Source organism: Ancylobacter sp. TW_SC_1, assembly GCF_056836805.1.
This window is the reverse complement of record NZ_CM166365.1, coordinates 2,517,402-2,541,330: the sequence shown is the minus strand read 5'-3', so window position 1 is coordinate 2,541,330 and position 23,929 is coordinate 2,517,402. Positions and strand designations below refer to the sequence as shown.

General features: G+C 66.6%; 22 protein-coding genes. 14 read left to right on the top strand and 8 right to left on the bottom strand.

Features of this window, described 5'->3' with window-relative positions; genetic code table 11:
- Window positions 1-89: 89 nt before the first annotated feature.
- Window positions 90-413, bottom strand: a complete 324-nt coding sequence (locus tag AC1PZ7_RS11720) for a DUF1476 domain-containing protein (RefSeq protein WP_482355406.1) — start codon at window positions 411-413, stop codon at window positions 90-92.
- Between the two features lie 321 nt (window positions 414-734).
- On the opposite strand from AC1PZ7_RS11720, the gene purC reads away from it, so the two are divergent.
- The 6 genes from purC to grxD all read left to right on the top strand — a co-directional run bounded on the left by purC (window position 735) and on the right by grxD (window position 5,559).
- Window positions 735-1,544, top strand: coding sequence for a phosphoribosylaminoimidazolesuccinocarboxamide synthase (gene purC, locus AC1PZ7_RS11715; RefSeq protein WP_482355405.1), 810 nt, complete (start codon window positions 735-737; stop codon window positions 1,542-1,544).
- A gap of 155 nt (window positions 1,545-1,699) precedes the next feature.
- Window positions 1,700-1,942 (top strand): phosphoribosylformylglycinamidine synthase subunit PurS, encoded by a 243-nt coding sequence (gene purS / locus AC1PZ7_RS11710; RefSeq protein WP_482355404.1) that lies wholly within the window; start codon window positions 1,700-1,702, stop codon window positions 1,940-1,942.
- 4 nt (window positions 1,943-1,946) lie between these two features.
- Complete coding sequence (gene purQ / locus AC1PZ7_RS11705; protein WP_482355403.1) at window positions 1,947-2,645, top strand: phosphoribosylformylglycinamidine synthase subunit PurQ; 699 nt, start codon at window positions 1,947-1,949, stop codon at window positions 2,643-2,645.
- A gap of 51 nt (window positions 2,646-2,696) precedes the next feature.
- Window positions 2,697-4,910: a phosphoribosylformylglycinamidine synthase subunit PurL gene (gene purL, locus AC1PZ7_RS11700; RefSeq protein ID WP_482355402.1), complete on the top strand. Its 2,214-nt coding sequence runs from the start codon at window positions 2,697-2,699 to the stop codon at window positions 4,908-4,910.
- Window positions 4,911-4,923: 13 nt separating this feature from the next.
- Window positions 4,924-5,157, top strand: coding sequence for a BolA family protein (locus tag AC1PZ7_RS11695; protein WP_482355401.1), 234 nt, complete (start codon window positions 4,924-4,926; stop codon window positions 5,155-5,157).
- 63 nt (window positions 5,158-5,220) lie between these two features.
- Window positions 5,221-5,559 (top strand): Grx4 family monothiol glutaredoxin, encoded by a 339-nt coding sequence (gene grxD / locus AC1PZ7_RS11690; protein WP_482355400.1) that lies wholly within the window; start codon window positions 5,221-5,223, stop codon window positions 5,557-5,559.
- 145 nt (window positions 5,560-5,704) lie between these two features.
- Here the strand turns inward: grxD and rpsD are convergent, their stop codons facing one another.
- The 4 genes from rpsD to AC1PZ7_RS11670 all read right to left on the bottom strand — a co-directional run bounded on the left by rpsD (window position 5,705) and on the right by AC1PZ7_RS11670 (window position 9,708).
- The gene (rpsD, locus tag AC1PZ7_RS11685) at window positions 5,705-6,322 is read right to left on the bottom strand and encodes a 30S ribosomal protein S4 (protein ID WP_482355399.1); all 618 of its coding nucleotides are present in this window, start codon (window positions 6,320-6,322) and stop codon (window positions 5,705-5,707) included.
- 190 nt (window positions 6,323-6,512) lie between these two features.
- Window positions 6,513-7,781, bottom strand: coding sequence for a lytic murein transglycosylase (locus AC1PZ7_RS11680; RefSeq protein ID WP_482355398.1), 1,269 nt, complete (start codon window positions 7,779-7,781; stop codon window positions 6,513-6,515).
- Between the two features lie 73 nt (window positions 7,782-7,854).
- Window positions 7,855-8,703 carry a glutamate racemase gene (gene murI / locus AC1PZ7_RS11675; RefSeq protein ID WP_482359625.1) on the bottom strand — a complete coding sequence of 283 codons (849 nt, stop codon included), beginning with the start codon at window positions 8,701-8,703 and terminating at the stop codon, window positions 7,855-7,857.
- 147 nt (window positions 8,704-8,850) lie between these two features.
- The gene (locus AC1PZ7_RS11670) at window positions 8,851-9,708 is read right to left on the bottom strand and encodes an RNA methyltransferase (RefSeq protein WP_482355397.1); all 858 of its coding nucleotides are present in this window, start codon (window positions 9,706-9,708) and stop codon (window positions 8,851-8,853) included.
- Window positions 9,709-9,996: 288 nt separating this feature from the next.
- Between AC1PZ7_RS11670 and AC1PZ7_RS11665 the strand changes: the two genes are divergently transcribed.
- The gene (locus AC1PZ7_RS11665) at window positions 9,997-11,208 is read left to right on the top strand and encodes an NADP-dependent isocitrate dehydrogenase (protein ID WP_482355396.1); all 1,212 of its coding nucleotides are present in this window, start codon (window positions 9,997-9,999) and stop codon (window positions 11,206-11,208) included.
- Between the two features lie 48 nt (window positions 11,209-11,256).
- Here AC1PZ7_RS11665 and AC1PZ7_RS11660 read toward each other — a convergent pair whose 3' ends face one another.
- The 3 genes from AC1PZ7_RS11660 to recA form a co-directional block, all read right to left on the bottom strand.
- Complete coding sequence (locus AC1PZ7_RS11660; RefSeq protein ID WP_482355395.1) at window positions 11,257-12,513, bottom strand: cyclic nucleotide-gated ion channel; 1,257 nt, start codon at window positions 12,511-12,513, stop codon at window positions 11,257-11,259.
- A 36-nt stretch (window positions 12,514-12,549) separates the two neighbouring features.
- Complete coding sequence (gene alaS, locus AC1PZ7_RS11655) at window positions 12,550-15,201, bottom strand: alanine--tRNA ligase (RefSeq protein WP_482355394.1); 2,652 nt, start codon at window positions 15,199-15,201, stop codon at window positions 12,550-12,552.
- A gap of 249 nt (window positions 15,202-15,450) precedes the next feature.
- Window positions 15,451-16,536: a recombinase RecA gene (recA, locus tag AC1PZ7_RS11650; RefSeq protein ID WP_482355393.1), complete on the bottom strand. Its 1,086-nt coding sequence runs from the start codon at window positions 16,534-16,536 to the stop codon at window positions 15,451-15,453.
- Window positions 16,537-17,090: 554 nt separating this feature from the next.
- On the opposite strand from recA, the gene AC1PZ7_RS11645 reads away from it, so the two are divergent.
- The 7 genes from AC1PZ7_RS11645 (at window position 17,091) to AC1PZ7_RS11615 (ending at window position 23,914) form a co-directional block, all read left to right on the top strand.
- Window positions 17,091-18,212, top strand: a complete 1,122-nt coding sequence (locus AC1PZ7_RS11645) for a transporter substrate-binding domain-containing protein (protein ID WP_482359624.1) — start codon at window positions 17,091-17,093, stop codon at window positions 18,210-18,212.
- Complete coding sequence (locus AC1PZ7_RS11640; RefSeq protein WP_482355392.1) at window positions 18,212-18,868, top strand: ANTAR domain-containing response regulator; 657 nt, start codon at window positions 18,212-18,214, stop codon at window positions 18,866-18,868. The genes AC1PZ7_RS11645 and AC1PZ7_RS11640 overlap by 1 nt, the downstream gene beginning before the upstream one ends.
- Before the next feature lie 19 nt (window positions 18,869-18,887).
- Entirely contained in the window at window positions 18,888-20,126 is a 1,239-nt protein-coding gene (locus AC1PZ7_RS11635; RefSeq protein WP_482355391.1) for an urea ABC transporter substrate-binding protein, read from the top strand.
- Between the two features lie 379 nt (window positions 20,127-20,505).
- Window positions 20,506-21,378, top strand: a complete 873-nt coding sequence (locus tag AC1PZ7_RS11630) for an ABC transporter permease subunit (RefSeq protein ID WP_482355390.1) — start codon at window positions 20,506-20,508, stop codon at window positions 21,376-21,378.
- Window positions 21,379-21,400: 22 nt separating this feature from the next.
- Entirely contained in the window at window positions 21,401-22,465 is a 1,065-nt protein-coding gene (locus tag AC1PZ7_RS11625) for a branched-chain amino acid ABC transporter permease (protein WP_482355389.1), read from the top strand.
- Complete coding sequence (locus tag AC1PZ7_RS11620; RefSeq protein WP_482355388.1) at window positions 22,465-23,208, top strand: ABC transporter ATP-binding protein; 744 nt, start codon at window positions 22,465-22,467, stop codon at window positions 23,206-23,208. The genes AC1PZ7_RS11625 and AC1PZ7_RS11620 overlap by 1 nt, the downstream gene beginning before the upstream one ends.
- On the top strand, window positions 23,201-23,914 hold the full coding sequence (locus tag AC1PZ7_RS11615) for an ABC transporter ATP-binding protein (RefSeq protein WP_482355387.1): 714 nt from the start codon (window positions 23,201-23,203) through the stop codon (window positions 23,912-23,914). Before AC1PZ7_RS11620 ends, AC1PZ7_RS11615 begins: the two co-directional genes overlap by 8 nt.
- Window positions 23,915-23,929: the final 15 nt, after the last annotated feature.

The following is a 23,929-nucleotide window of genomic DNA, read 5'->3' as shown; positions in this document are numbered from 1 at the left end:
ACGGAAGATGGTTGCCAAGGTGCAACCATCATGCCTTACCGCGCGACCGTCGATTCGCCGGTCGCGCCAGGGACGGCGCCCGGAAGGCCTCAGCCTTCGTTCTTCAGCGTCTCGATGGCCGCCATCAGCAACTCTTCCATCGTGCGGCGGATGCGGTGCTCGGAGACATCGACGCCCTTGGCGTCGAATTCGGTTTTCAGCTTGCGGAAGACGTCCTCGTCGCCGGCCTCTTCGAGGTCCGCCTCGACGATCGAACTGGCAAACGCCTGTGCCTCGGCGCCCGTCAAGCCGAGCTTCTCCGCCGCCCACAGGCCGAGGGCCTTGTTGCGGCGCGCCAGCGCCTTGAAACGCAGGTTCTGGTCGTGGGCGTACTTGGCCTCGAACGCGTCTTTGCGGTTGTCGAACGTGCTCATGTGATCGCCCTTTGTCTCGATAAAGCGCGGGCTTGATTATCCCGCCCCCGTCCCCAAATCAACGCCGTCGAGATGCCTCAATGGCCCCTACGTCAATGTGACGCTCATCATTTCATATCCCGAAAGGACACGATCGCACATGGCGCCCACATGGCAGCCATGCGGCGTGGTGGCGTCCCGTGCCGTTTGTATCCGCTCCCCCGATGGGCTAGTGTCCGCGCGTGGACGCCGGTGCCATGCGAGACGAATCGTGAGAGCGCGAACGGATCGCGCGAAACGGCGCCCCAGCCGCGAACCCGGAACCGGAGCCCCGGCACCCTAATGGACTTCCTCAACCGACGGTACCCACCCATGAGCCGCCGCCGCCGCATTTACGAAGGTAAGGCGAAGGTCCTTTACGAAGGCCCTGAGCCCGGCACGCTGATTCAGCACTTCAAGGACGACGCCACTGCCTTCAACAACAAGAAGCACGACGTCATTGACGGCAAGGGCGTGCTGAACAACCGCATCTCGGAATACATTTTCCAGAAGCTGAACGACATCGGCGTCCCGACGCATTTCATCAAGCGGCTGAACATGCGCGAGCAGCTCATCCGCGAGGTCGAGATCATCCCGCTGGAAGTCGTCGTGCGCAACGTCGCCGCCGGCTCGCTGTCGACCCGCCTGGGCATCGAGGAAGGTACCCAGCTTCCGCGCTCGATCATCGAATTCTATTACAAGAACGATGCGCTCAACGACCCGATGGTCTCGGAAGAGCACATCACGGCGTTCGGCTGGGCGACCACTCAGGAAATCGACGACATCATCGCGCTGGCCATCCGCGTGAACGATTTCCTCTCCGGCCTCTTCCTCGGCGTCGGCATCCGTCTCGTAGACTTCAAGATGGAATGCGGCCGCCTGTGGGAAAACGACATGATGCGGATCGTCGTCGCCGACGAGATCAGTCCGGATTCGTGCCGTCTGTGGGACATCAAGTCCAACGACAAGCTCGACAAGGACCGTTTCCGTCGCGATCTCGGCGGGCTGGTCGAAGCCTATTCGGAAGTCGCCCGTCGCCTCGGCATCATGGCCGAGAACGAGCGGCTGCAGGGCGTCGGGCCGGTTCTGGTGAAGTCCGAACCCGAGGAGTGAGAGTGGGCGGCCCGTGGATGCAGTTCCCTCGGGTCAGCCATTCCGCATTCAAGCATTGAGCCGTTCGCGGCCAGATGATAGGCGGGGGCCGCAAAAGCCCCCGTTTCTATTTTTCCCGCTTTTGTTTCCGCAAGAACGTCCTCGAGAGTGATTCCATGAAGGCGCGCGTCCTCGTCACCCTGAAATCCGCCGTGCTCGATCCGCAGGGCAAGGCCATCGAGGGCGCCCTGCGCTCGCTCGGCGTTCCCGGCGTCAGCAGCGTGCGCCAGGGCAAGGTGTTCGACGTCGAGCTCGAAACCGCCGACCCGGCCAAGGCCGAGGCGACGCTGAAGGATGCCTGCGAGAAGCTGCTCGCCAATACGGTGATCGAAACCTACCGCATCGAGTTCGTGGGCTGAGACCATGAAATCCGCCGTCCTTGTCTTTCCCGGCTCCAACCGCGAGGGCGACGTCGCGCGCGCGCTCGAAAAGGTCTCTGGCGTGAAGCCCGCCCTGGTCTGGCACGCCGACACCTCGCTGCCGGCCGGCACCGATCTCGTCGTGCTGCCGGGTGGTTTCTCCTATGGCGACTATCTGCGCTGCGGCGCCATCGCCGCCCGCGCCGCCATCATGGACGCGGTGCGAGACCACGCGGCGAGGGGCGGCCTCGTGCTCGGCATCTGCAACGGCTTCCAGATCCTGTGCGAGAGCGGCCTGCTGCCCGGCGTGCTGGTGCGCAATGCACGGCTGCGCTTCATCTGCCGCGAGGCGCTGCTCAAGGTCGAGCGCAACGACACCCCCTTCACCCGCCGCTATGCCAAGGGCGCCATCGTCCGCTATCCGGTGGCGCATGGCGAAGGCAACTACACCGCCGACGCCGAGACGCTGAAGCGGCTGGAGGACGAAGGCCGCGTGGTGTTCCGCTACGTGATGCCGGACGGGCGGCGCGACGACGCGCAGGTGCTCAACGGCGCGGCCAACTCCATCGCCGGCATCGTCTCCGAGAAGCTCAACGTGCTCGGCCTGATGCCGCACCCCGAGAACCATGTCGACCCGCTGGTCGGCCCGACCGACGGGCGCGCCCTGTTCGAGAGCATCGTCGGAACGCTGGAGCGGGCCTAGCTTCGCCCTACTCCGCCCTGCCCGACCGCGAAACGGAATGACGGCCTGCGCATGACCACCTCCGAACCGAAGATCACTCCCGAACTCATCGCCGAGCACGGCCTCAAGCCGGACGAGTATGAGCGCATCCTGAAGCTGATCGGCCGCGAGCCGACCTTCACCGAGCTCGGCATCTTCTCCGCCATGTGGAACGAGCACTGCTCCTACAAGTCCTCGCGCCTGCACCTGCGCGGCCTGCCGACCAAGGCGCCGTGGGTGATCCAGGGGCCGGGCGAGAATGCCGGCGTGATCGACATCGGCGACGGCCAGGCGGCCGTCTTCAAGATGGAGAGCCACAACCACCCCTCCTATATCGAGCCCTATCAGGGTGCGGGGACGGGCGTGGGCGGCATCCTGCGCGACGTTTTCACCATGGGCGCGCGTCCGATCGCGGCGCTGAACGCGCTGCGCTTCGGCGACCCCAAGCATCCGCGCACGCGCCATCTGGTGGCGGGTGTCGTCGCCGGCATCGGCGGCTACGGCAATTCCTTCGGCGTTCCCACGGTGGGCGGCCTCGTCGGCTTCCACACCCGCTATGACGGCAATTGCCTCGTCAATGCCATGGCGGTCGGCCTCGCGAGAGCCGACAAGATCTTCTACGCCAAGGCGACCGGAGTCGGGCTGCCGGTGGTCTATCTCGGCTCCAAGACCGGCCGCGACGGCATCCACGGCGCCACCATGGCCTCGGCCTCGTTCGGCGAGGACGCGGAGGAGAAGCGCCCGACCGTGCAGGTCGGCGACCCGTTCGCCGAGAAGCTTCTGCTGGAAGCCTGCCTGGAAATCATGGAAGCCGGCTGTGTCGTCGCGATCCAGGACATGGGCGCGGCCGGCCTCACCTCCTCGGCGGTGGAGATGGGCGCCAAGGGCGGCCTCGGCATCGAGCTCGACCTCGACAACGTGCCCTGCCGCGAGACGGGTATGAGCGCCTACGAGATGATGCTCTCCGAGAGCCAGGAGCGCATGCTCATGGTCATTGCGCCGGGCAAGGAAGAACAGGCCGAGGCGATCTTCCGCAAATGGGGCCTCGACTTCGCCATCGTCGGCCACACCACCGACACTCTGCGCTTCATCGTGAAGCACAAGGGCGAGATCAAGGCCGACCTGCCGATCAAGGAACTGGGCGACGAGGCCCCGCTCTATGACCGGCCGTGGGTCGAAACGCCCAAGCAGCCGCGCATCGATCCCGCCTCGCTCGACATCACCGCCACCATTCCCGGCGCGCTGGAGCGGCTGATCGGCTCGCCCGATTTCGCCTCCAAACGCTGGATCTGGGAACAGTACGACCACCTGATCCTCAACAACACCGTGCAGCGCCCCGGCGGCGACGCGGCGGTCGTGCGGATCGAGGACGGCCCCAAGGGTCTCGCCCTCGCCTGCGACGTCACCCCGCGTTATTGCGAGGCGGACCCGTTCGAGGGCGGCAAGCAGGCGGTGGCCGAAGTCTGGCGCAACATCACCGCCGTCGGCGGCACCCCGCTGGCGCTGACCGACAACCTCAATTTCGGCAATCCCGAGAAGCCCGAGATCATGGGCCAGCTCGTCGGCTGCCTGCGCGGCATCGGCGCGGCGGCCAAGGAACTCGACTTCCCGGTCGTCTCCGGCAATGTCAGCCTCTACAACGAGACCAATGGGCGCGGCATCCTGCCGACCCCGACCATCGGCGGCGTCGGCGTTCTCAAGGACGTCCAGAAGATGGCGACGCTCGACTTCAAGGCGAGCGGCGAAACCATCCTCGTCATCGGCGCGACCTCCGGCTGGCTCGGCCAGTCGGCCTTCCTGTCCGAGATCTTCGACCGTGAGGACGGCGCCCCGCCGCCGGTCGACCTCGCGCTGGAGCGCAAGACCGGAGACCTCGTCCGTGCGCTGATCGCCGACGAACTGGTCACGGCGGTGCACGACGTTTCCGATGGTGGACTGCTGGTGGCGCTGGCCGAGATGGCTCTGGCCTCCGGCATCGGCGCCAACCTCACCGCCTCGCCGCCCGAGATGAACCCGTTCGCCTTCTGGTTCGGCGAGGACCAGGCCCGTTATGTCGTCACGGTGGAGAACAGCTCAAAGGCGCTCGTGCTGCGCCGCGCCGAACTCGCCGGCGTGAGCATCGCCAAGCTCGGCACGACGGGCGGCGACCGATTGAATATCCCGGGCGAGCGCCCAATTGTAGTGGACGCGCTGCGTGAGCGGCACGAGGCCTGGCTGCCCATCTATATGGGTGCGGGCCTGATGTGAGGGAGCCCAGCTGATGGCAATGGAAGCGGCCGAGATCGAGCGGCTGATCAAGGAAGGGCTGCCGGACGCCGCGGTGGAGATTCGCGATCTGGCGGGCGACGGCAATCACTATGCCGCGACCGTCATCTCGCCGAGCTTCCGCGGCAAGAGCCGGGTGCAGCAGCATCAGATGGTCTATGCGGCGCTGAAGGACCAGATGGGCGGCATATTGCATGCCCTGGCACTTCAGACCAATGTACCGGACTGAACGCGGCCTGCGCGCCGCACACCATTCGCGATGCCCGCAAGGGCGATGCCAAAGGGCAATGCCATGAGCATTCACGATTTCATCGACAGCCAGGTGAAGAGCAACGACGTCGTCGTCTTCATGAAGGGCACCCCGCAGTTCCCGATGTGCGGCTTCTCGGGTCAGGTCGCCCACATCTTCAACCTGCTCGGCGTCGACTATAAGGGCATCAACGTCCTCGACTCCGACGAGATGCGCAACGGCATCAAGGAGTACACCTCCTGGCCGACCATCCCGCAGATCTTCGTAAAGGGCGAGTTCGTCGGCGGCTGCGACATCGTGCGTGAGATGTACCAGTCCGGCGAGCTGCAGACGCTTCTCGAAGAGAAGGGCGTCGTCGTGATGGGCAAAGCGACCGCCTGAACGAGAACCGCCCGCGTCATGAGATCAGAGCCGCCCTCCGGGGCGGCTTTTTCATGTGCCGGCCACCGTACCCCGACCGCTGGCCCGCCCAACAAAAAAGCCGCCCTTCCGGGCGGCTTTTCGTCTCTCGTGATCCGGTGAAGGATCAGCGCGAATAGAACTCGACCACGAGGTTGGGCTCCATCACCACCGGATAGGGCACCTCGTTGAGCTCCGGGATGCGGACGAACTTCGCCGTCATCTTGGAGTGATCGACCTCGAGATAGTCGGGGGTGTCGCGCTCGCCGGAGGCGACGGCTTCCAGCACCAGCACGAGCTGGCGGGAGGCTTCCTTGACCTCGATCACATCGCCGACCTTCACCTGGTAGGACGGGATGTTGACGCGGCGGCCGTTCACCTTGATGTGGCCGTGGCTCACAAACTGGCGGGCGGCGAACACGGTGGGGACGAACTTGGCGCGGTAGATCACCGCGTCGAGACGACGCTCGAGCAGGCCGATCAGGTTGGCGCCGGTGTCGCCCTTGAGGCGCGAGGCTTCAACGTAGACGGCGTGGAACTGCTTTTCGCCGATCGAGGCGTAGTAGCCCTTGAGCTTCTGCTTGGCGCGCAGCTGCACGCCGAAGTCGGAAACCTTGCCCTTGCGGCGCTGGCCGTGCTGGCCGGGGCCGTATTCACGCTTGTTGATGGGGCTCTTCGGGCGACCCCAGATATTCTCGCCCATACGGCGGTCAAGCTTGTGCTTGGCCGAAACGCGCTTGCTCATGCGCTGGTCCTCTTCGCAAGGTTGCGGTTTGGATCGCGCCCCCTCCTCTACTCCCTTGCGGGAGCTGACAGGTCCTGACCGAACGCGCCGGACAGGTCCACGGGTGCGTGAAACGTCACACGGGGCCGTTGCCGACCCCGTGCGTGGGCGGGTGAATAGGCGGAAAAGGCCGGCAGGTCAAGGGCGGAGACTACCGCCCCTGCCGCAGCGCCGCCAGCACGTCGAGGCTGGCATAGCCGTCCGGCGCCACACCCATCCTGCGTTGGAAACTCGCGACCGCGCGCATCGTCATGTTGCCGACCCGGCCGTCGACGCCGCCCGTGTCGAATCCGGCGCGCGTCAGGCGGCGCTGCACCTCCTGGATCTCGGCCAGCGTCAGCGGGCGCTCGCCGCCCGGGAAGGGCGTGATGAACGGATCGCCGCCCAGCACCCGGTCGCCGAGATGGCAGACCGCGAGCGCATAGTTCATCGACGGGTTGTAGCTGCGCACGGCGTAGAAGTTCTGCGTCAGCAGGAAGCACGGGCCATCCGGCCCGACCGGCGCCCATAGCCGCGTCCGCGCCTTGGGGAGCGCAAAGCGCCCTCCCCCCGCCGGCTTCACGCCGAGCTTCGCCCAGTCCTCGACCGTGCGCCAGGCCTTGGCGTCGGCATACTTTTCCGGCACGCCGGCCATCGTCACCTCGAAGCCCCAGGGCAGGCCGCGCTGGTAGCTGCCGCGCTTGATGAGGTAGCGCGAGGAGCCTGCCAGCGCGTCCGGCACGCTGTAGGGCGAGGGATGGCCGTCGCCGTCATAGTCGATGCCGAGATTGAGCCAGACTTCCGGCATCCATTGCGTATGGCCCATCGCGCCGGCCCAGGAGCCCAGCATCCCGTCCGGTTCGCCCCAGCCGCGCTGGACCACCGCCAGAGCGTTGAGGAACTCGGTCTCCCAATATTTGCGCCGGCGCGGCTCGCCCCAGGCCAGCGCCGCCAGCGAGGGGAAGACCGGCTTCATGTGGTCGGGATCGGTCACCAGTTCGCCAAAGGCGCTCTCCATGCCCCACAGGCCGAGCAGCACGTCCGGCTCGACGCCGAAATCCTTCTGCAGCCGCTGGAGCAGCGCGGCGTTCTGCTTCGCCGCCGCCACGCCGGTCATCAGCCGCCAGTCGGAGATGCGGCGGTTCAGATACTGCCAGAGCTGCTCGCGGAATTCGGGCTGGGCCCCGTCTTTGGCGTAGACGGAGGTGTCGGGCTTGAGCCCGGCGGTCACGCGGTCATAAACCGCATCCGAGATGCCCTTCGCCCGGGCACGGCCGCGAAACTCGACCATCCAGGCCTCGAATCGCTGCTTGGCCACCTGCGCCGACGCCGCCCCTCCCCAGAGCGCCAGCGCGCCGAAACTGACGCCCGCGCCCAGCAGGAAGGTCCGCCGGGTCTGAAGCGGCGCGCGGTCGGCATCATCGAGAATATTGCGGGTCATGACATCTCCTGCCGTTCCGGCATGCTGGGCAGGGATCGCGGCGCTGGCAAGGCGCAACGGGAGACAGACGGCCCTAGACGGGCGCTGCCGCCAGCGGCACCAGTTCGCATGTCCGCGCGCGCCGACCGACGATGCGCTCCACCAGCGCCGCGTCGAGCGGCGTGCCGGTCGCGAACAGGCGCAGCGGTGCCGGACTTGCGGCGAAGGCGACCGGACCGATCAGCGAGCCGAGGCGCCGGGCGATGGCGGCAGCCGGATCGACCCACCGCACCGGCCAGGGCGCGACCTTCTGCAACCGGTCGAGCACCAGCGGGTAATGGGTGCAGGCCAGCACCACCGTGTCGGTGCGAGCCTTGCCCTCGCGCACGAAGGCCGGTGCGATCTCCGCCGCGAAGGCCTCGTCGGCGATCTCCCCCCCCGCCATCGCCGCTTCCGCCAGCCCGGCCAGATGCGTGCTGCCGACCAGAGTGACGTGGCAGTGGCCGGCGAAATCGCGGATCAGTGCCTGGGTATAGTCGCGCTTCACCGTGCCGGGCGTGGCCAGTACGCTCACCTGACGGGTGAGCGAGCCCTCGCAGGCCGGCTTGATCGCCGGGACCGTGCCGACGAAGGGGATGGGATAGCGCGCGCGCAGCGCCGGCAGCACCAGCGTGGAGGCGGTGTTGCAGGCGATCACCACCGCATCCGGCGCCAGCCGGGCGATCAGCGCGTCCATGATGGCAAGGACGCGGGCGACGAGGTCGCCCTCGCTCAGCGCGCCATAGGGAAAGCCGGCATCGTCCGCCACATAGACGAAGCGCGCATCCGGCCGCGCGCGGGCCAACTCGCGGAAGACGGAAAGCCCACCGAGACCGGAATCGAACACGATGATGGTCGGCGCGCGCAGCGCGGCGGCAGGCGGGTGAAGCGGCAGCGACGACACGACGGACGGCCCCGTTGACGAAGCGATGTGCGAGACGCCGTGCGCGCCGGCCGGGCCGGAAACGGGAGAAGCCTCGATACGCATCTGATGTCCTCCATCCCGGGCATCATTGTGGCGCATCTTGGTGAACGCTTCGTTGCACCCCGCTCAGGCGTCGGGTTTCTCGGCGGGCAGGCCCTCATCGCCCGCGCCTTCGCCCGTCCGCGCCTTGCCGAGACGCGCCGCCGTGCGCTCCTCGCGCGTCCGGCGCCCCTCTACAAGCGCGGCGACCATGCCGTGCAGCGTGGCGATGTCCTGCCGGGTGAGGCCGACGCGGTGGAAGATGTTGCGGATGTTGCGCGTCGTCACCGGCTGCTTCTCTGGCGAGCGGAAGAACAGCGCCTCGTCGAGCTCGCGCTCGATATGGTCGAAGAAGGCGAGCAGATCGCCCTTGTCGGCGATCGGATAGCGGTCCGGCTGCTGGAACGGCAGCGCCCCGCCGGAGGCCAGCTTGAACCATTCATAGGCAACGACCGCGACCGCCATGCCGAGATTGAGCGAGGCGAAGGCGGGATTGACCGGCAGGGTGAGGATGACGTCGGCGAGCGACACTTCCTCGGTGTAAAGCCCGGTGCGCTCACGCCCGAACATCAGCCCCACCGTCTCGCCGCCGGCCGCGCGCGCGATCATCTCCGCGGCGGCCGCGTCGGCGCCGATCACCGGCTTCTGCATGCCACGCTCGCGCGCGGTTGCCGCCACGACGAAGTTGAGGTCTGCCAGTGCCGAGCGCAGATCGGGAAAGAGCTCGGCGCCTTCGAGAATGCGGTCGGCGCCGGAAGCGAAGGTCACCGCCTTCGGATTGGGCCAGCCCTCGCGCGGATTGACCAGACGCAGCCGCGACAGGCCGAAATTGCCCATCGCCCGCACGGCCGAGCCGATATTCTCGCCGAGCTGGGGCTCGACGAGGATCACCACCGGTCCGCCTTCCGGCCAGGGCTTGGTGCTGTCGGTGCCGGCGCCGGACATCGCTGTTCCTCGCTTCGTCGTCATTCGGGAAAGGTCGCTCATATAGCCGCGTGGGGCGCGCTTGCGAAGCGTCACGGCTCGCAAAGACGCCGGTGGCGCCATACAGTATACGAAATGCCAGAAGCCATTGGTGGAGAAGGCGCCCCGGCTTGTCCTTTGGTCGAAATTTGGCCCGGGACATGCTTTCCCTGTGCCGCGCCGCGCGGTATCACCCGCGCATCCGGCGTCTGCCCGCGCGGACACGCGCCGCGACCCTCCGACAACGATTTCCGTGCGAGGTGACTTTTCATGGCGAAGATCAAGGTGGCGAATCCGGTCGTCGAGCTCGACGGCGACGAGATGACCCGGATCATCTGGCAGTACATCAAGGACAAGCTGATCCATCCCTATCTCGACGTGCCGCTGGAGTATTACGACCTCAGCGTCGAGAACCGCGACGCCACCGGCGACCAGGTGACGATCGACGCCGCCGAGGCGATCAAGCGGGTGGGCGTCGGCGTGAAATGCGCCACCATCACCCCCGACGAAGCGCGGGTGAAGGAGTTCAACCTCAAGAAGATGTGGCGTTCACCCAACGGCACGATCCGCAACATCCTCGGCGGGGTGATCTTCCGCGAGCCGATCATCTGCCGGAACGTGCCGCGCCTGGTGCCGGGCTGGACGCAGCCCATCGTCGTCGGCCGCCACGCCTTCGGCGACCAGTACCGCGCCACCGACTTCACCTTCCCCGGCAAGGGCACGCTGAGCATCAAGTTCGTCGGCGAGGACGGAGCGGTGATCGAGCACGAGGTCTACCGGGCGCCCGGCGCGGGCGTGGCGATGGCCATGTACAATCTCGACGAGTCGATCCGCGAATTCGCCCGCGCCTCGCTCAATTACGGCCTGATGCGCAACTACCCCGTCTATCTCTCGACCAAGAACACCATTCTCAAGGTCTATGACGGGCGCTTCAAGGACATCTTCCAGGAAATCTACGACGCCGAGTTCAAGGCCGAGTTCGAGAAGCGCAAGATCTGGTACGAGCACCGGCTGATCGACGACATGGTGGCCTCGGCGCTGAAATGGTCGGGCGGCTATGTCTGGGCCTGCAAGAACTATGACGGCGACGTGCAGTCCGACATCGTGGCGCAGGGCTTCGGCTCGCTCGGCCTGATGACCTCGGTGCTGCTCAGCCCGGACGGCCGGACCGTCGAGGCCGAGGCGGCGCACGGCACGGTGACGCGCCATTACCGCGAACACCAGAAGGGCAAGGAGACCTCGACCAACTCCATCGCCTCGATCTTCGCCTGGACGCGCGGCCTCGCCCATCGCGCCAAGCTGGACGACAACGCCGAGCTCGCCGCCTTCGCCAGCACGCTGGAGAAGGTCTGCGTCGACACCGTCGAGAGCGGCTACATGACCAAGGACCTCGCCTTGCTCGTCGGCGCCGACCAGAAATGGCTCTCCACCACCGGGTTCCTCGACAAGATTTCCGAGAACCTCGCCAAGGCGCTCGCCTGAGCCGCCTCTTCCCGGGGCGCCACGCGCGCCCCGGGTTCCGGCCCGCCGTCACGCGGCCGGTTCGTCGCTTCCATCATTGATCTCGTCGCCGGCGATGTCGGCGCTGCGCCGCAGGGCGCGCGGGCCCTCCTCGTCCTTGGCCATCGCCCGGATGCGCTCGCCGATATTGGGATGCCGTCGGATCACGTCGGAGAGGTCGTCCGCCGCCAGCATCAGCAGCATGCAGCGCGTGCGCGCCCGCGCCGTCGCCGCCCGCCGGGCCGAATGCAGCAGCGCCATCTCCCCGAAGAACTGGCCCTCGCCGAGCACATGCGTCTCGGCGGCGAAATCCAACTCCACCTCACCCGACGCGATGAAGTACATCGACCGCGCCACCTCGCCACGCCGCGCGACGACCTCGCCGGCTTGGGCCGTGTGGGCGGAAAGCATCTTGTGGATCTCACCGATGCCGGCGGCGTCCAGGTCCGCGAACAGCGGAACGCGCGCCACCATGCCCCAGGTGATGATGAAGTCGCGCCGCTTTATGACGTCGACGAAGGCCGTCGCTATGATGCCCACCGGTAGCGCGATCATCACGATGCCGGTGATCATGGTGAGGCCGGCAATGATCCGCCCGGCCAGGGTCACGGGATAGACGTCGCCATAGCCGACCGTCGTCACCGTCGCCATCGCCCACCACATTGCCGCCGGGATCGAGCCGAGATGCTCGGGCTGGACGTCGCCCTCGGCGACATACATGGCGGAAGCGGAGATGAGCACCGCCGCCGCCAGCAGCCAGAAACACGCAATGAGCGACTGCCGCTCGCGATGCAGCACCTCCAGCAGCGACTGCATCCCGGGCGAATAGCGCACCAGCTTGACGAAGCGCAGCAGCCGCAGGATCGCCAGCGTGACCAGATTCACGCCGAGCAGCGCCGACAGCACGAAGGGAAGCCAGGCGACCAGATCTATGATCGCCACCGGGGTGCGCATGTAGCGTAGCCGGGCACGCATCTTCGGCACACCGCGATAGCGCGGATTCTCCGGCGAGACCCAGACCCGCAGCAGATATTCGACCGCGAAAACGACCAGGGAGAACCGCTCGAAGCCCAGGAAGAAGGCGTAGTCGCGCAGAAACAGGCTCGGCACGGTTTCCAGCACCGCTGCGACCACGTTGAGCACGATCAGCACGATCAGGCCGAGATTGACCCTCTCGGCCAGCCGATCTTGGGCGGCGTCACGCTCAAGGACCTCGTAACAGCGACGGCGCCGCCCGCGCCACGAAGAGGCGGAGAACCAACCGCTGCCGCGCTTGCGGGCCGTCATGTACGGCTACTCCTCGCCGGATTGCGGCCTGCGGCGTCAGCCGGCCAGCGCACTCTCGATCGCCGCCAGCGCGTCGGCCGCGCGGGCGCCGTCGGGACCGCCGGCCTGCGCCATGTCGGGCCGTCCGCCGCCGCCCTTGCCGCCGAGCGCCTCCGATCCGAGCCGCACCAGCGCAACGGCGTCGTACCGACCGACGAGGTCCTCGGTAACGCCCACGACGAGCCCCGCGCGCCCTTCCTCGGTCACGCCGACGATGGCGACGATGCCCGAGCCGACGCGCTTCTTGCCCTCGTCCACCAGGCTCTTGAGATCCTTCGGATCAATGCCCGTCACCTGACGCGCCAGCAGCTTGATGGAGCCGACGGTGCGCATCGGCTCCTCGCCGTCCGCCCCCCCGCCCATGGCCAGCTTGCGACGGGCCTCGCCGAGTTCCCGCTCCAGCTTGCGGCGCTCCTCGACAAGCTGGGCGACGCGGGCCTCCACCTCGCCGACCGGCGCCTTGAGGAGGCCGGCCGCGCCGTACAGGGCCCGGCTCTGCGCATTGAGATGGTGGCGGGCGGTGTCACCGGTCATGGCCTCGAGGCGGCGCACGCCGGCGCCGACCGCACTCTCGCCGACCAGGCTGATGAGGCCGATGTCGCCGGTGCGCGCCACATGGGTACCGCCGCACAGTTCCACCGAATAGGGCGCCCCGTTGCCCGGATCCGTGCCCATCGAGACGACGCGGACCTCCTCGCCGTACTTCTCGCCGAACAGCGCCCGCGCGCCCGATTCAATGGCGTCGTCGACCGCCATCAGGCGCGTGACCACCGGCTCGTTGCGCAGCACGATGCGGTTGGCGATTTCCTCGACCTCGCGCAGCTCCGCCTCCTCCACCGGCTTGGGGTGGCTGAAGTCGAAGCGCAGGCGGTCCGCAGCGACGAGCGAGCCCTTCTGCGCGACATGGTCGCCGAGCACCCGGCGCAGCGCCTCGTGCAGCAGATGGGTGGCCGAATGGTTGGCGCGGATCGCCTGCCGACGCTCCGAATCCACCGTCAGCGCGAGTGGCGTGCCGACGGCCAGCGTCCCGTTCTCGACCTCGACCTCATGGGCGAAGATATCGCCGAGCTTCTTCTGCGTGCCGATGACGCGGGCGCGCAGGCCATCCTCACCGGTCAGCACGCCGGTGTCGCCGACCTGGCCGCCCGATTCGCCGTAGAACGGCGTCTGGTTCAGCACGACGAGGCCACGCGCGCCGGCCGGCAGTTTGGATACGCGCTGCCCCTCGGCAACGAGCGCCGTCACGGTGCCTTCCGCGGTCTCCGTGCCATAGCCCAGGAACTCGGTCGCACCGACATCCTCGCGCACCGAAAACCACACCGCATCGGTCGCCGCCTCCCCCGAGCCCGACCACGAGGCGCGCGCCTCGGCGCGCTGGCGTTCCATCGCGGCATTGAAGCTCTCCACATCGACACCGACCCCCCGCGCCCGCAGCGCGTCCTCGGTGAGGTCGAGCGGAAAGCCATAGGTGTCGTAGAGCTTGAAGGCGGTCTCACCGGAGAACTTGGCGCCGGCGCCAAGACCGTCGCTCTCCGTCTCGAGGATCGACAGGCCGCGCTCAAGCGTCTTGCGGAAACGGGTCTCCTCCAGCCGCAGCGTCTCGGCGACCAGTGCTTCGGCGCGCACGATCTCCGGATAGGCGCGGCCCATCTCGCGCACCAGCACCGGCACGAGGCGGTGCATCAGCGGGTCGCGCGCCCCGAGCAGCTGCGCGTGGCGCATGGCGCGGCGCATGATGCGGCGCAGCACGTAACCGCGTCCCTCATTAGAGGGCAGCACACCGTCGGCGACGAGGAAGGTGGCCGCGCGCAGATGGTCGGCGATGACGCGGTGGCTCGCCTTCTGCGGACCATCCGCCGGAACGTCGGTCATCTCCTCGACGGCGCCGGTCAGGGCGCGCATCAGGTCGATCTCGTAATTGTCGTGCGTGCCCTGCAGCACGGCGGAGATGCGCTCGAGCCCCATGCCGGTGTCGATCGAGGGGCGCGGCAGGCGCACGCGCTCGCCGCCCGGCATCTGCTCGAACTGCATGAAGACGAGATTCCAGATCTCGATGAAGCGGTCGCCATCCTCGTCGGGCGAGCCGGGCGGGCCCCCTTGGATGTGCGGACCGTGGTCGTAGAAGATCTCCGAGCAGGGGCCGCACGGGCCGGTATCGCCCATCTGCCAGAAATTGTCGGAGGTGGCGATGCGCACGATCTTGGAATCGGGCAGGCCGGCGATGCGCTTCCACAGCGAGAAGGCCTCGTCGTCCTCATGGTAGACAGTGACCAGCAGCTTCTCGACCGGCAGCTCGAATTCGCGGGTGATCAGGTTCCACGCGAACTCGATGGCGTCTTCCTTGAAATAGTCGCCGAACGAAAAATTGCCGAGCATCTCGAAGAAGGTGTGATGCCGCGCGGTATAGCCGACATTGTCGAGATCATTGTGCTTGCCGCCGGCGCGGACGCATTTCTGCGAGGTGGCGGCGCGCGAATAGGGACGCTTCTCGATGCCGGTGAAGACGTTCTTGAACTGGACCATGCCAGCGTTGGTGAACATCAACGTCGGGTCGTTGCGCGGCACGAGCGGGGAGGATTCGACCACCTGATGCCCGTTCTTCGCGAAAAAATCGAGGAAGGTCGACCGTATCTCGTTAACGCCGCTCATGTACCCGGGTCCGCCGATGACAAGTACCGGCGCCAGAGCAGCGCCGGCCCGCGCCGCGCGGCGCGAGAGCCACGGTTCTAACGACGCATCAACACCTTGTCCAGAAAGCGCGACGGCGCCATCCCCGCCGCTCAGGCGGACTAAGGACCGTTCGATCTTCCCCGTGGCGCGGGTCGTACTCCCGAACCGCGGGGCCGTCGCACCCGAAGGCGGCGGCGCGATCACTCTCCAGCGTTCACCCTTCGACGTTCACTCTTCGGCGTCGCCCTCGTCGTCGTCGCCCGGCTCCTTGCCCGCGAGAATCTGATCGGCGATGAGACCGGCATTCTGGCGGATCGTCGCCTCGATGCGGCCAGCAACATCCGGATTCTGCTTCAGGAAGTTCTTGGCGTTCTCGCGCCCCTGGCCGAGCCGCTGGCTGTCATGGGAGAACCAGGCCCCCGACTTCTCCACCACGCCGGCCTTGATGCCGAGATCGATGAGTTCGCCCATCTTGGAGACGCCCTCGCCATACATGATGTCGAACTCGACCTGCTTGAAGGGCGGCGCCAGCTTGTTCTTCACCACCTTCACGCGCGTCTGGTTGCCGACCACCTCGTCGCGCTCCTTGATCGCGCCGATGCGACGAATGTCGAGGCGGACCGAGGAATAGAACTTCAGCGCGTTGCCGCCGGTGGTGGTCTCCGGGCTACCATACATCACACCGATCTTCATGCGGATCTGGTTGATGAAGATGACCATGGTGTGGGAGCGGTTGATCGAGGCGGTGAGCTTGCGCAGCGCCTGGCTCATCAGGCGCGCCTGCATGCCGGGCTGGTTGTCGCCCATCTCGCCGTCGAGCTCGGCGCGCGGCGTCAGCGCGGCGACCGAATCGACCACCAGCACGTCCACCGCGCCGGAACGCACCAGCGTGTCGGCGATCTCCAGCGCCTGCTCGCCGGCATCGGGCTGCGAGATCAGGAGGTTGTCGAGGTCGACGCCCAGCTTGCGGGCATAGATCGGATCGAGCGCGTGTTCGGCGTCGATAAAGGCGCACACCCCACCCTTCTTCTGCGCTTCGGCGATGGTGTGCAGCGCGAGCGTGGTCTTGCCCGAGGATTCCGGCCCGAAAATCTCGACGACGCGCCCCCGCGGCAGACCACCGATGCCAAGCGCGATATCGAGCCCGAGCGAACCCGTGGAGACCGTCTCGATCTCCATGATCTTGTCGTTCTTGCCCAGGCGCATGATCGAGCCCTTGCCGAAATGGCGCTCGATCTGCGTCAGCGCGGCATCCAGGGCCTTGGCCTTGTCCATAGAAGATCCTTCAACGAGTCGCAGGGACGCTTGAGTCATCGCCGGGCTCCGGGCTGTGCGCAAGAGAAAAGGGCGGTGCGGAAATCTGCTGCCCTTGTACCGCTTTTGTTCGATGTTCGCAATATGTTCTCATCGCGGCGGTAAATTTCTCGCTCATGCCGTCACGATCCCCGCGGGCCGATTGTCGGGCCGCCGTGCCGGGGACTGCCGCTCGCCCGCGGCCGACCCGACGCCTTTTTTTCCAAGGCGTTTCGCGCGCGTGATCCATGCCGTCCCCCATCGACCTCCGTCGGCCGCGATTCCTGCGTGCCGTGACGCCGGAACGAGCGTACCTGCGGCCTTTGCGGGGCCGTTATCCACCACGCGCCGCCTTGCCGAAAAGCGCTTGACAAAGGCGCAGCTTCACGCGAGCCTAAGAAACAAGCGGCGGGCAAAGATGCTCAATGTCGCGGCAATTTCGGTGAACATTTCCAACGACGGCGCTTTTCCCGGCGCTGCAGGTTGGTGGCAACGACGCCCACGGTCGAGAGACCGGCGGGCGTTTTTTGTTTTGGTCGGAGCACAGCGTGTCGCAGCACTTCCGCATAGGGGTCATGTTCTCGACCACGGGACCCTATAGCGTCGTCGCCCGCTCCATGCTGAACGGGGCGCTGCTGGCGGTCGCCGAGCAGCCGGCTCCCGGCATTACCATCGAGCCCGTCATCGTCAATCCGGGCGGGGATCTCGCCAATTACGCCGCCTTCAGCCGCGAGCTGCTGCATTCGGGCATCCGGCACACGGTCGGCTGCTACACCTCCTCCAGCCGCAAGGAGGTGATCCCCTGTTTCGAGAAGCACGACGCGCTGCTCTGGTATCCCTCGCATTATGAGGGCTTCGAGAGCTCGAACAACGTCATCTACACCGGCGCCTCGCCGAACCAGCACGTCCTCCCCCTGGTGGACCACGTGCTCGCGACGATCGGATCGAGCGCCTTCTGCGTCGGCTCCAATTACATCTGGGCGTGGGAGAACACCCGCATCTTCCGCGAGGCCATGACGGCGCGCGGCGCGCAGGTGCTCGCCGAGCGCTACGTGCCGGTGGGCGACACGGAAATCGACCAGGTCGTCGAGGCGATCATCGACGCGCGGCCGGACTTCGTCTTCAACAACCTCATCGGCACCAGCAATTACGCCTTCTTCCGCGCCTTCCGTGCCGCCTGCGCGGCACGCGGCATCGACCAGCCGCGCGCCATCCCGGTGGTGAGCTGCACGCTCTCCGAGCCGGAACTCGAGGAGATCGGCACGGATGCGGTGGACGGGCATCTGAGCTCCAGCGTGTATTTTTCCACCCTCGCCTCGCCGGCCAACGACACCTTCACCCGCGCCTATCGCGAGACGTTTCCCGAGGGTCCTCCCACTTCGGCCGACGCGGAAGCCTCCTACATCGCGATGAAGCTGCTCATTCTCGCCCTGGCAGAAGTCGGCACGGACGATGTCGAGGCGGTGAAGCAGGCCGCCACGCGCCAGCATCTCCTCGCCCCGCAGGGCGAGGTGCGCATCGACCCTCAGACTCTGCACGCCTATCTGACGCCACGAATTGGGATTTCAAACGCGGCGTCGCGCTTTGATATCATCGTCGAGGCGCCGGGCCCGGTCCGTCCGGATCCGTATCTCGTTCAGTCGTCGCCGCGCTATGCGGTTGCTACCCGCAACTCGTCATTGAGAGTGGTAAAGTGATGGCACCCCGACTGCTACAGAACTTCAACGGCGGCCGGGCGTATATCGTCACGTCCAGCCTCACGGCCGTCGAAGCGCTCGAGACCACGCTGGGCAAGCTCGGCGTCGGCGTCACCTACCCCGCCCTCGTCGACGGTCGCGCCGATCTCGATCTCGGCGCACTGCAGGCGGAGCGCGACATCCTGTTCATCGATGGCGACCTCGACAATCCGGTCGCCCTCGACATCGACGCCGGCTCGCGCCAGCCCGCGGTGCCGGTGATCGGCCTCGTCGGCGTGGAAGCGCCGAGCCGGCTGAAGCATCTCATCAATCTCGGCGCGTCGGCGTTCCTGCGCAAACCCGTGCAGGGCGCCGCCGTCTACACGGCCCTGTTTCTCGGCATCAACCAGTTCCTGTTGCGCGGCGATCTCCGGACGCGGCTCGACGACATGGATCGCCGCCGGCGCGGACGCCGCGCGGTGGTCAAGGCCATCATCGCCCGTATGCACGACATGGGCGTCGATGACGACGAGGCCTATGAATGGCTTCGGCGCGAAAGCATGCGCTCGCGGCAAAATCTCGAAGATTACTGCGAGGCTTTCATGAAGAAGAGGGCGGGCGCCCCCGCAGAACCCACGCAACAGCTCCCCCCGGAGCCCCGCGCGGGAATAAGATAACCTTTCACAGGAGAAGAAAATGACTGGGAAGACCATGCGGGGGCTGCGCGCTGCAGCCCTCACGGGAACGCTTTTGCTCAGCGTCGCCCATGCTTTCGCCGCCGATCCGATCAAGCTCGGCGTCCTCGAGGACCAGTCGGGCGACTTCGCCGCCGCGACCATCGGCAAGGTGCATGCCATCCAGCTCGCCGCCGAGGAGATCAACAAGGCCGGCGGCATCGACGGCCGTCCGCTCGAACTGGTGATCTACGACACCCAGTCCGACAATACGCGCTACCAGGAGTTCATGCGCCGCGTGCTCCAGCGCGACAAGGTGGACGCCGTGTTCGCCGGCTTCTCCTCCGCCTCGCGCGAGGCCTACCGCCCGATCGTCAACCAGTTCGACGGCCTCGCCTTCTACAACAACCAGTATGAAGGCGGCGTCTGCGACGCCAACATGATCGTCACCGGCGCGGTGCCCGAGCAGCAGTTCTCCACCCTCATCCCGTGGATGATGGAGAAGTACGGCAAGAAGGTCTACACGCTCGCCGCCGACTACAATTTCGGTCAGATCTCGGCCGAATGGGTGCGCAACATCGTCAAGGAGCACGGCGGCGAAATGGTCGGCGAGGACTTCATCCCGCTCGGCGTCTCCCAGTTCTCGCAGAACATCCAGAACATCCAGAAGGCCAAGCCCGACTTCGTGGTGACGCTGCTGGTCGGCACCGCGCAGGCCTCCTATTACGAGCAGGCCGCCTCCGCCAACGTCAACCTGCCGATGGCCTCCTCGGTCAATGTCGGCCAGGGCTACGAGCACAAGCGCTTCAAGCCGCCATCGCTCAAGGACATGTACGTCACCACCAACTACATCGAGGAAATCGACACGCCGGCCTCCAAGGAGTTCTTCGCCAAGTTCAAGGCCAAGTTCCCGGACGAGCCCTATGTGAACCAGGAAGCCGAGAACTCCTACCTCGCCGTCTACCTCTACAAGCAGATGGTCGAGCGCGCGAAGTCGACCAAGCGCGACGACCTGCGCAAGGAGATCGCCAAGGGCGATGTCTGCATGGACGCCCCCGAGGGCAAGGTCTGCCTCGACCCGAAGAGCCAGCACATGTCGCACACCATCTATCTCGCGAAGGTGGGCGAGGATCACTCGATCTCCTTCCCGAAGGTCTGGGAAGACATCAAGCCCTACTGGCTGGGCGAAGCCGGCTGCGACCTGACCAAGAGCGACCCGAGCGCGCAGTACACGCCCTCGAACCCGCCGCCGAAGCCCTGATCGGCATTCGTCGGAGCGTACTGGCCGTCATCCCGGCCGGAGACGAAGCCGAAGAGCCGGGATCGCAGGCCAGACGGTCGCGCGACCCCGGACACGGCCTCCGGCCGTTCCGGGATGACCCAGCCGGACGTTGAGGGGCTTTTTGCGCGCCCTTCAGCGAAGGCGGATGCCGCTTGTTCCCTTCGGCGGCATCCGGAAACATCGCCCCGGCTGTGCCCCCCCAGCCTGAGCCGGGGCGATGCCTTCTACCCGGTGCGGCCATCTTCTCCCTCTCCCCTTCGGAGAAGGGAACCAGAGAGCGTCGCCTCGGCGTGACGTCCGCTTTCTTCGCCGCTCCATTTCTCGACGCGAATACCTGAACCCAAGGGCCCCACCGCACATGGATGTCGGAACTCTCGTCTTCTCCGCGCTCTACCAGTTCGGCGATGCCTTCGCCTTTCTGGTGCTGTCCGCCTGCGGACTCGCCGTCATCTTCGGCATGATGGGCGTGATCAACCTAGCGCACGGCGAATTCATCATGTGCGGGGCCTATGTCACCGTCTCCGCCAGCCATGCCGGCGTGCCGCTGCCGCTCGCCATCGCGATCGGCGCGCTCGTCTCGGGGCTCGTCGGCGCCGTGGTCGAGATCCTGGTGATCCGCCATCTCTACGACCGCCCGCTCGACACCATCGTCGCCACATGGGGCCTCAGCCTCATCGGCACGCAGGGCACGCTGATCCTGCTCGGCTCCACCATGGCGGGCGTGGGCACGCCCTTCGGCAGCTTCCAGGTCGGCGACTATTCCTATTCGCTCTACCGCCTCGTGCTGTGCGGCATGGCGGTGCTGGTCCTGGCGGCGCTGTACGCGCTGTTCAACTGGACGCGCTTCGGCGTCATGGCCCGCGCCACGATCCAGGTGCCGCACATGGCCGCCGCGCTCGGCATCGACACACGCTTCGTCTACATGCTGACCTTCGCGCTGGGCGCGGGCCTTGCGGGGCTTGCCGGCGGTCTCTACGCGCCGACCATGACGCTGGTGCCGACCATGGGCACAACCTTCATCATGGAAGCCTTCGTGACCGTCGTGGTCGGCGGCGCCGACGTGTTCCTCGGAACCGCCCCGGCGGCGGCGGTGCTCGCCGTGGTCAAGGCCACCATGACCTCCTGGTACGGCCAGCTCGCCGGACAGATCGGCCTGCTCATGGCCGTCATCATCGTCATCCGGGTGTTGCCGCGCGGCCTCTCCGGCTTCCTCCTGCGCGAGCGCGCCTGACCCGGACACGAGAAAGCAAACAATGAACGCGCTCTCACGGTTTTTCCGTCGCCTCGAAGGCCCACAGACGCTGGGCCGCGGGCCCGGCTTCTGGGTCGGCTTCCTCGTCGTGCTGGCCGGCGCCTGCGCCTACCCGCTGTTCTCGGATGGCTACACGGTCGGCAACACGGTCTATTTCTTCACCTGGATCTTCATGGCGCTGGGCCTGAGCCTCATCTGGGGCTATGGCGGCTCGCTGAGCTTCGGGCAGACGGCGTTCTTTGGCATCGCCGGCTACAGCTACGGCATCCTCACCATCAATTTCGGCGCCGCCTACGGCTTCACCTTCGTAGCGCTGGTGCTGGCGATCGGTGTCGCCGCGCTGTTCGCGGCGCTGCTCGGCTACTTCCTGTTCTTCGGCCGCATCTCCGGCGTCTTCCTCGGCATCGTCACCCTGTCGGTGACGCTGGTGCTGGAGCGCTTCATGGCGCAGACGGCCGGGCCGGAATGGAAAATCGGCGCTGCCCGGCTCAACGGCTTCAACGGCATGAGCAACATGCCGCCGCTCACCCTCCCCTGGCCCGGCGGCGACATCGTGCTGTTCCCGGACGTACAGCTCTATTACGTTGTGCTCGGCATGCTGGTGCTGGTCTATCTCGGCCTGCGCATCCTGGTGAACTCGCCCTTCGGCAACATACTCGTCGCCATCCGCGAGAACCCCGAACGCGCCGAGATGCTCGGCTACGACATCCGCAAATACCAGCTCGGCACCTTCGTCATCGGTGCGGCGCTCGCCGGCCTGTCGGGCGTGCTCTACACCAGCTGGGGCCAGTACATCACGCCCTCCTCCATGGGCATGACCGCCGCGGCGCTGCCCATCGTCTGGGTCGCGGTGGGCGGGCGCTCGGACCTCACCACCACGCTGATCGGCACCGTGACCGTGCTCGCCGTGTTCCAGGCGCTCACCATCCATGGCAGCCAATACGCGCTGGTCGTGATGGGCGCGATGCTGGTGCTCACCGTGCTGCTGGCGCCGAGCGGCCTCATCTTCGCGCTGGCCAAGCTCATCGCCCGTCCGTTCGCCAAGCGCCAGCCGGGAGACGCCTGATGCCGCTACTCGAAACCCGTGGCCTCAACAAGCGCTTCGGCGGCCTGCACGTCACCAACAATGTCGACCTGGTGCTTGAGACCGGCGAGATTCACTGCCTCATCGGGCCGAACGGCGCCGGCAAGTCGACGCTGTTCCGCCTGATCCTCGGCGAGCATCTGCCGAGCAGCGGCGCCATCCTGTTCGGCGGCGAGGAGATCACCAGCCTCAAGCCCTTCCAGCGCATCCGCCGGGGCATGAGCGTGAAGTTCCAGGTGCCGGGCATCTTCAAGGCGCTGAGCGTGCGCCAGAACCTCGAAATCGCGATGCAGCACCATTACGAGCCGGCAACGCTGGGCGAGGAGATCGACAAGCTGCTCGACTTCCTCAACCTGACCGCCGACGCGACGCGGCTCGCCGGCAATCTCAGCCACGGCCAGAAGCAGTGGCTGGAGATCGGCATGGCGATCAGCCTCAAGCCGCGCCTGCTGCTGCTCGACGAGCCCACCGCCGGCATGTCGCCGGAAGAGACCCACGCCACCGGCGAGATGGTCAAGCGCCTCAATGCCGAGGGCATGACCGTGCTCGCGGTCGAGCACGACATGGCCTTCGTGCGGCAGGTCGCCGACAAGGTGACGGTGCTGCATCTGGGCAAGGTGTTCGCCCAGGGCTCGATCGACGAGATCGTCGCCGACGAGGAGGTCGCCGCGATCTATCTCGGCCAGTCCACGGCCCATCAACAGTCGGGTGGCGCCCATGCGTAAGGAAGTCATGCTCTCGACCCTCGGCCTGCGCGCCGGCTATGGCGGCAAGCCCGTGCTGCAGGGCCTCGACCTCGAAGTCCGCGAGGGCGAGATCGTCGCAGTCATCGGCCGCAACGGCGTCGGCAAGTCGACGCTGATGAAGAGCTTGATCGGCCTCGTGCCGGCCATGGACGGCTCCATCATCTACCGCGACAAGCCGGTGGAGCACCTCTCGGCCTTCAAGCGGGCGCGGCTGGGCATCGGCTATGTGCCACAGGGCCGCGACGTGTTCCCGCGCCTCACGGTCGGCGAGAACCTCGCAGTGGGCGGCATGCGTCAGGGCGGCGTGAGCGAGGCCGATCGCGAGCGCGTGCTGGGCTATTTCCCGATCCTGCGCGAGCGCTGGTCGCAGCGCGCGGGCACCATGTCCGGCGGACAGCAGCAGCAGCTCGCCATCGGCCGCGTCCTGGTCGCCAATCCGCAGCTCATCCTGCTCGACGAGCCGTCCGAGGGCATCCAGCCCAACATCGTGCAGGACATTGCCCGCATCATGGTCCAGCTCAACCGCGACACCGGCGTCACCATCGTCCTCGTCGAGCAGAACATCGACATGATCCGGGCGATGGCCCAGCGCTGCTACGTCATGGACAAGGGCCGCGTCGTCGCCGAACTGGAGCGCGAGGCGCTCGCCGACGGCGAAGCCATGCGCCGCCATCTCGCCGTCTGACAGCCAGCATCCAAG

Bases quoted from the DNA above. Each gene is read 5' to 3' on its own strand.
- AC1PZ7_RS11720 (WP_482355406.1), bottom strand. From the start codon at position 413: ATGAGCACGTTCGACAACCGCAAAGACGCGTTCGAGGCCAAGTACGCC.
- purC (WP_482355405.1), top strand. From the start codon at position 735: ATGGACTTCCTCAACCGACGGTACCCACCCATGAGCCGCCGCCGCCGC.
- purS (WP_482355404.1), top strand. From the start codon at position 1,700: ATGAAGGCGCGCGTCCTCGTCACCCTGAAATCCGCCGTGCTCGATCCG.
- purQ (WP_482355403.1), top strand. From the start codon at position 1,947: ATGAAATCCGCCGTCCTTGTCTTTCCCGGCTCCAACCGCGAGGGCGAC.
- purL (WP_482355402.1), top strand. From the start codon at position 2,697: ATGACCACCTCCGAACCGAAGATCACTCCCGAACTCATCGCCGAGCAC.
- AC1PZ7_RS11695 (WP_482355401.1), top strand. From the start codon at position 4,924: ATGGCAATGGAAGCGGCCGAGATCGAGCGGCTGATCAAGGAAGGGCTG.
- grxD (WP_482355400.1), top strand. From the start codon at position 5,221: ATGAGCATTCACGATTTCATCGACAGCCAGGTGAAGAGCAACGACGTC.
- rpsD (WP_482355399.1), bottom strand. From the start codon at position 6,322: ATGAGCAAGCGCGTTTCGGCCAAGCACAAGCTTGACCGCCGTATGGGC.
- AC1PZ7_RS11680 (WP_482355398.1), bottom strand. From the start codon at position 7,781: ATGACCCGCAATATTCTCGATGATGCCGACCGCGCGCCGCTTCAGACC.
- AC1PZ7_RS11670 (WP_482355397.1), bottom strand. From the start codon at position 9,708: ATGTCCGGCGCCGGCACCGACAGCACCAAGCCCTGGCCGGAAGGCGGA.
- AC1PZ7_RS11665 (WP_482355396.1), top strand. From the start codon at position 9,997: ATGGCGAAGATCAAGGTGGCGAATCCGGTCGTCGAGCTCGACGGCGAC.
- AC1PZ7_RS11660 (WP_482355395.1), bottom strand. From the start codon at position 12,513: ATGACGGCCCGCAAGCGCGGCAGCGGTTGGTTCTCCGCCTCTTCGTGG.
- alaS (WP_482355394.1), bottom strand. From the start codon at position 15,201: ATGAGCGGCGTTAACGAGATACGGTCGACCTTCCTCGATTTTTTCGCG.
- recA (WP_482355393.1), bottom strand. From the start codon at position 16,536: ATGACTCAAGCGTCCCTGCGACTCGTTGAAGGATCTTCTATGGACAAG.
- AC1PZ7_RS11645 (WP_482359624.1), top strand. From the start codon at position 17,091: ATGTTCTCGACCACGGGACCCTATAGCGTCGTCGCCCGCTCCATGCTG.
- AC1PZ7_RS11640 (WP_482355392.1), top strand. From the start codon at position 18,212: ATGGCACCCCGACTGCTACAGAACTTCAACGGCGGCCGGGCGTATATC.
- AC1PZ7_RS11635 (WP_482355391.1), top strand. From the start codon at position 18,888: ATGACTGGGAAGACCATGCGGGGGCTGCGCGCTGCAGCCCTCACGGGA.
- AC1PZ7_RS11630 (WP_482355390.1), top strand. From the start codon at position 20,506: ATGGATGTCGGAACTCTCGTCTTCTCCGCGCTCTACCAGTTCGGCGAT.
- AC1PZ7_RS11625 (WP_482355389.1), top strand. From the start codon at position 21,401: ATGAACGCGCTCTCACGGTTTTTCCGTCGCCTCGAAGGCCCACAGACG.
- AC1PZ7_RS11620 (WP_482355388.1), top strand. From the start codon at position 22,465: ATGCCGCTACTCGAAACCCGTGGCCTCAACAAGCGCTTCGGCGGCCTG.
- AC1PZ7_RS11615 (WP_482355387.1), top strand. From the start codon at position 23,201: ATGCGTAAGGAAGTCATGCTCTCGACCCTCGGCCTGCGCGCCGGCTAT.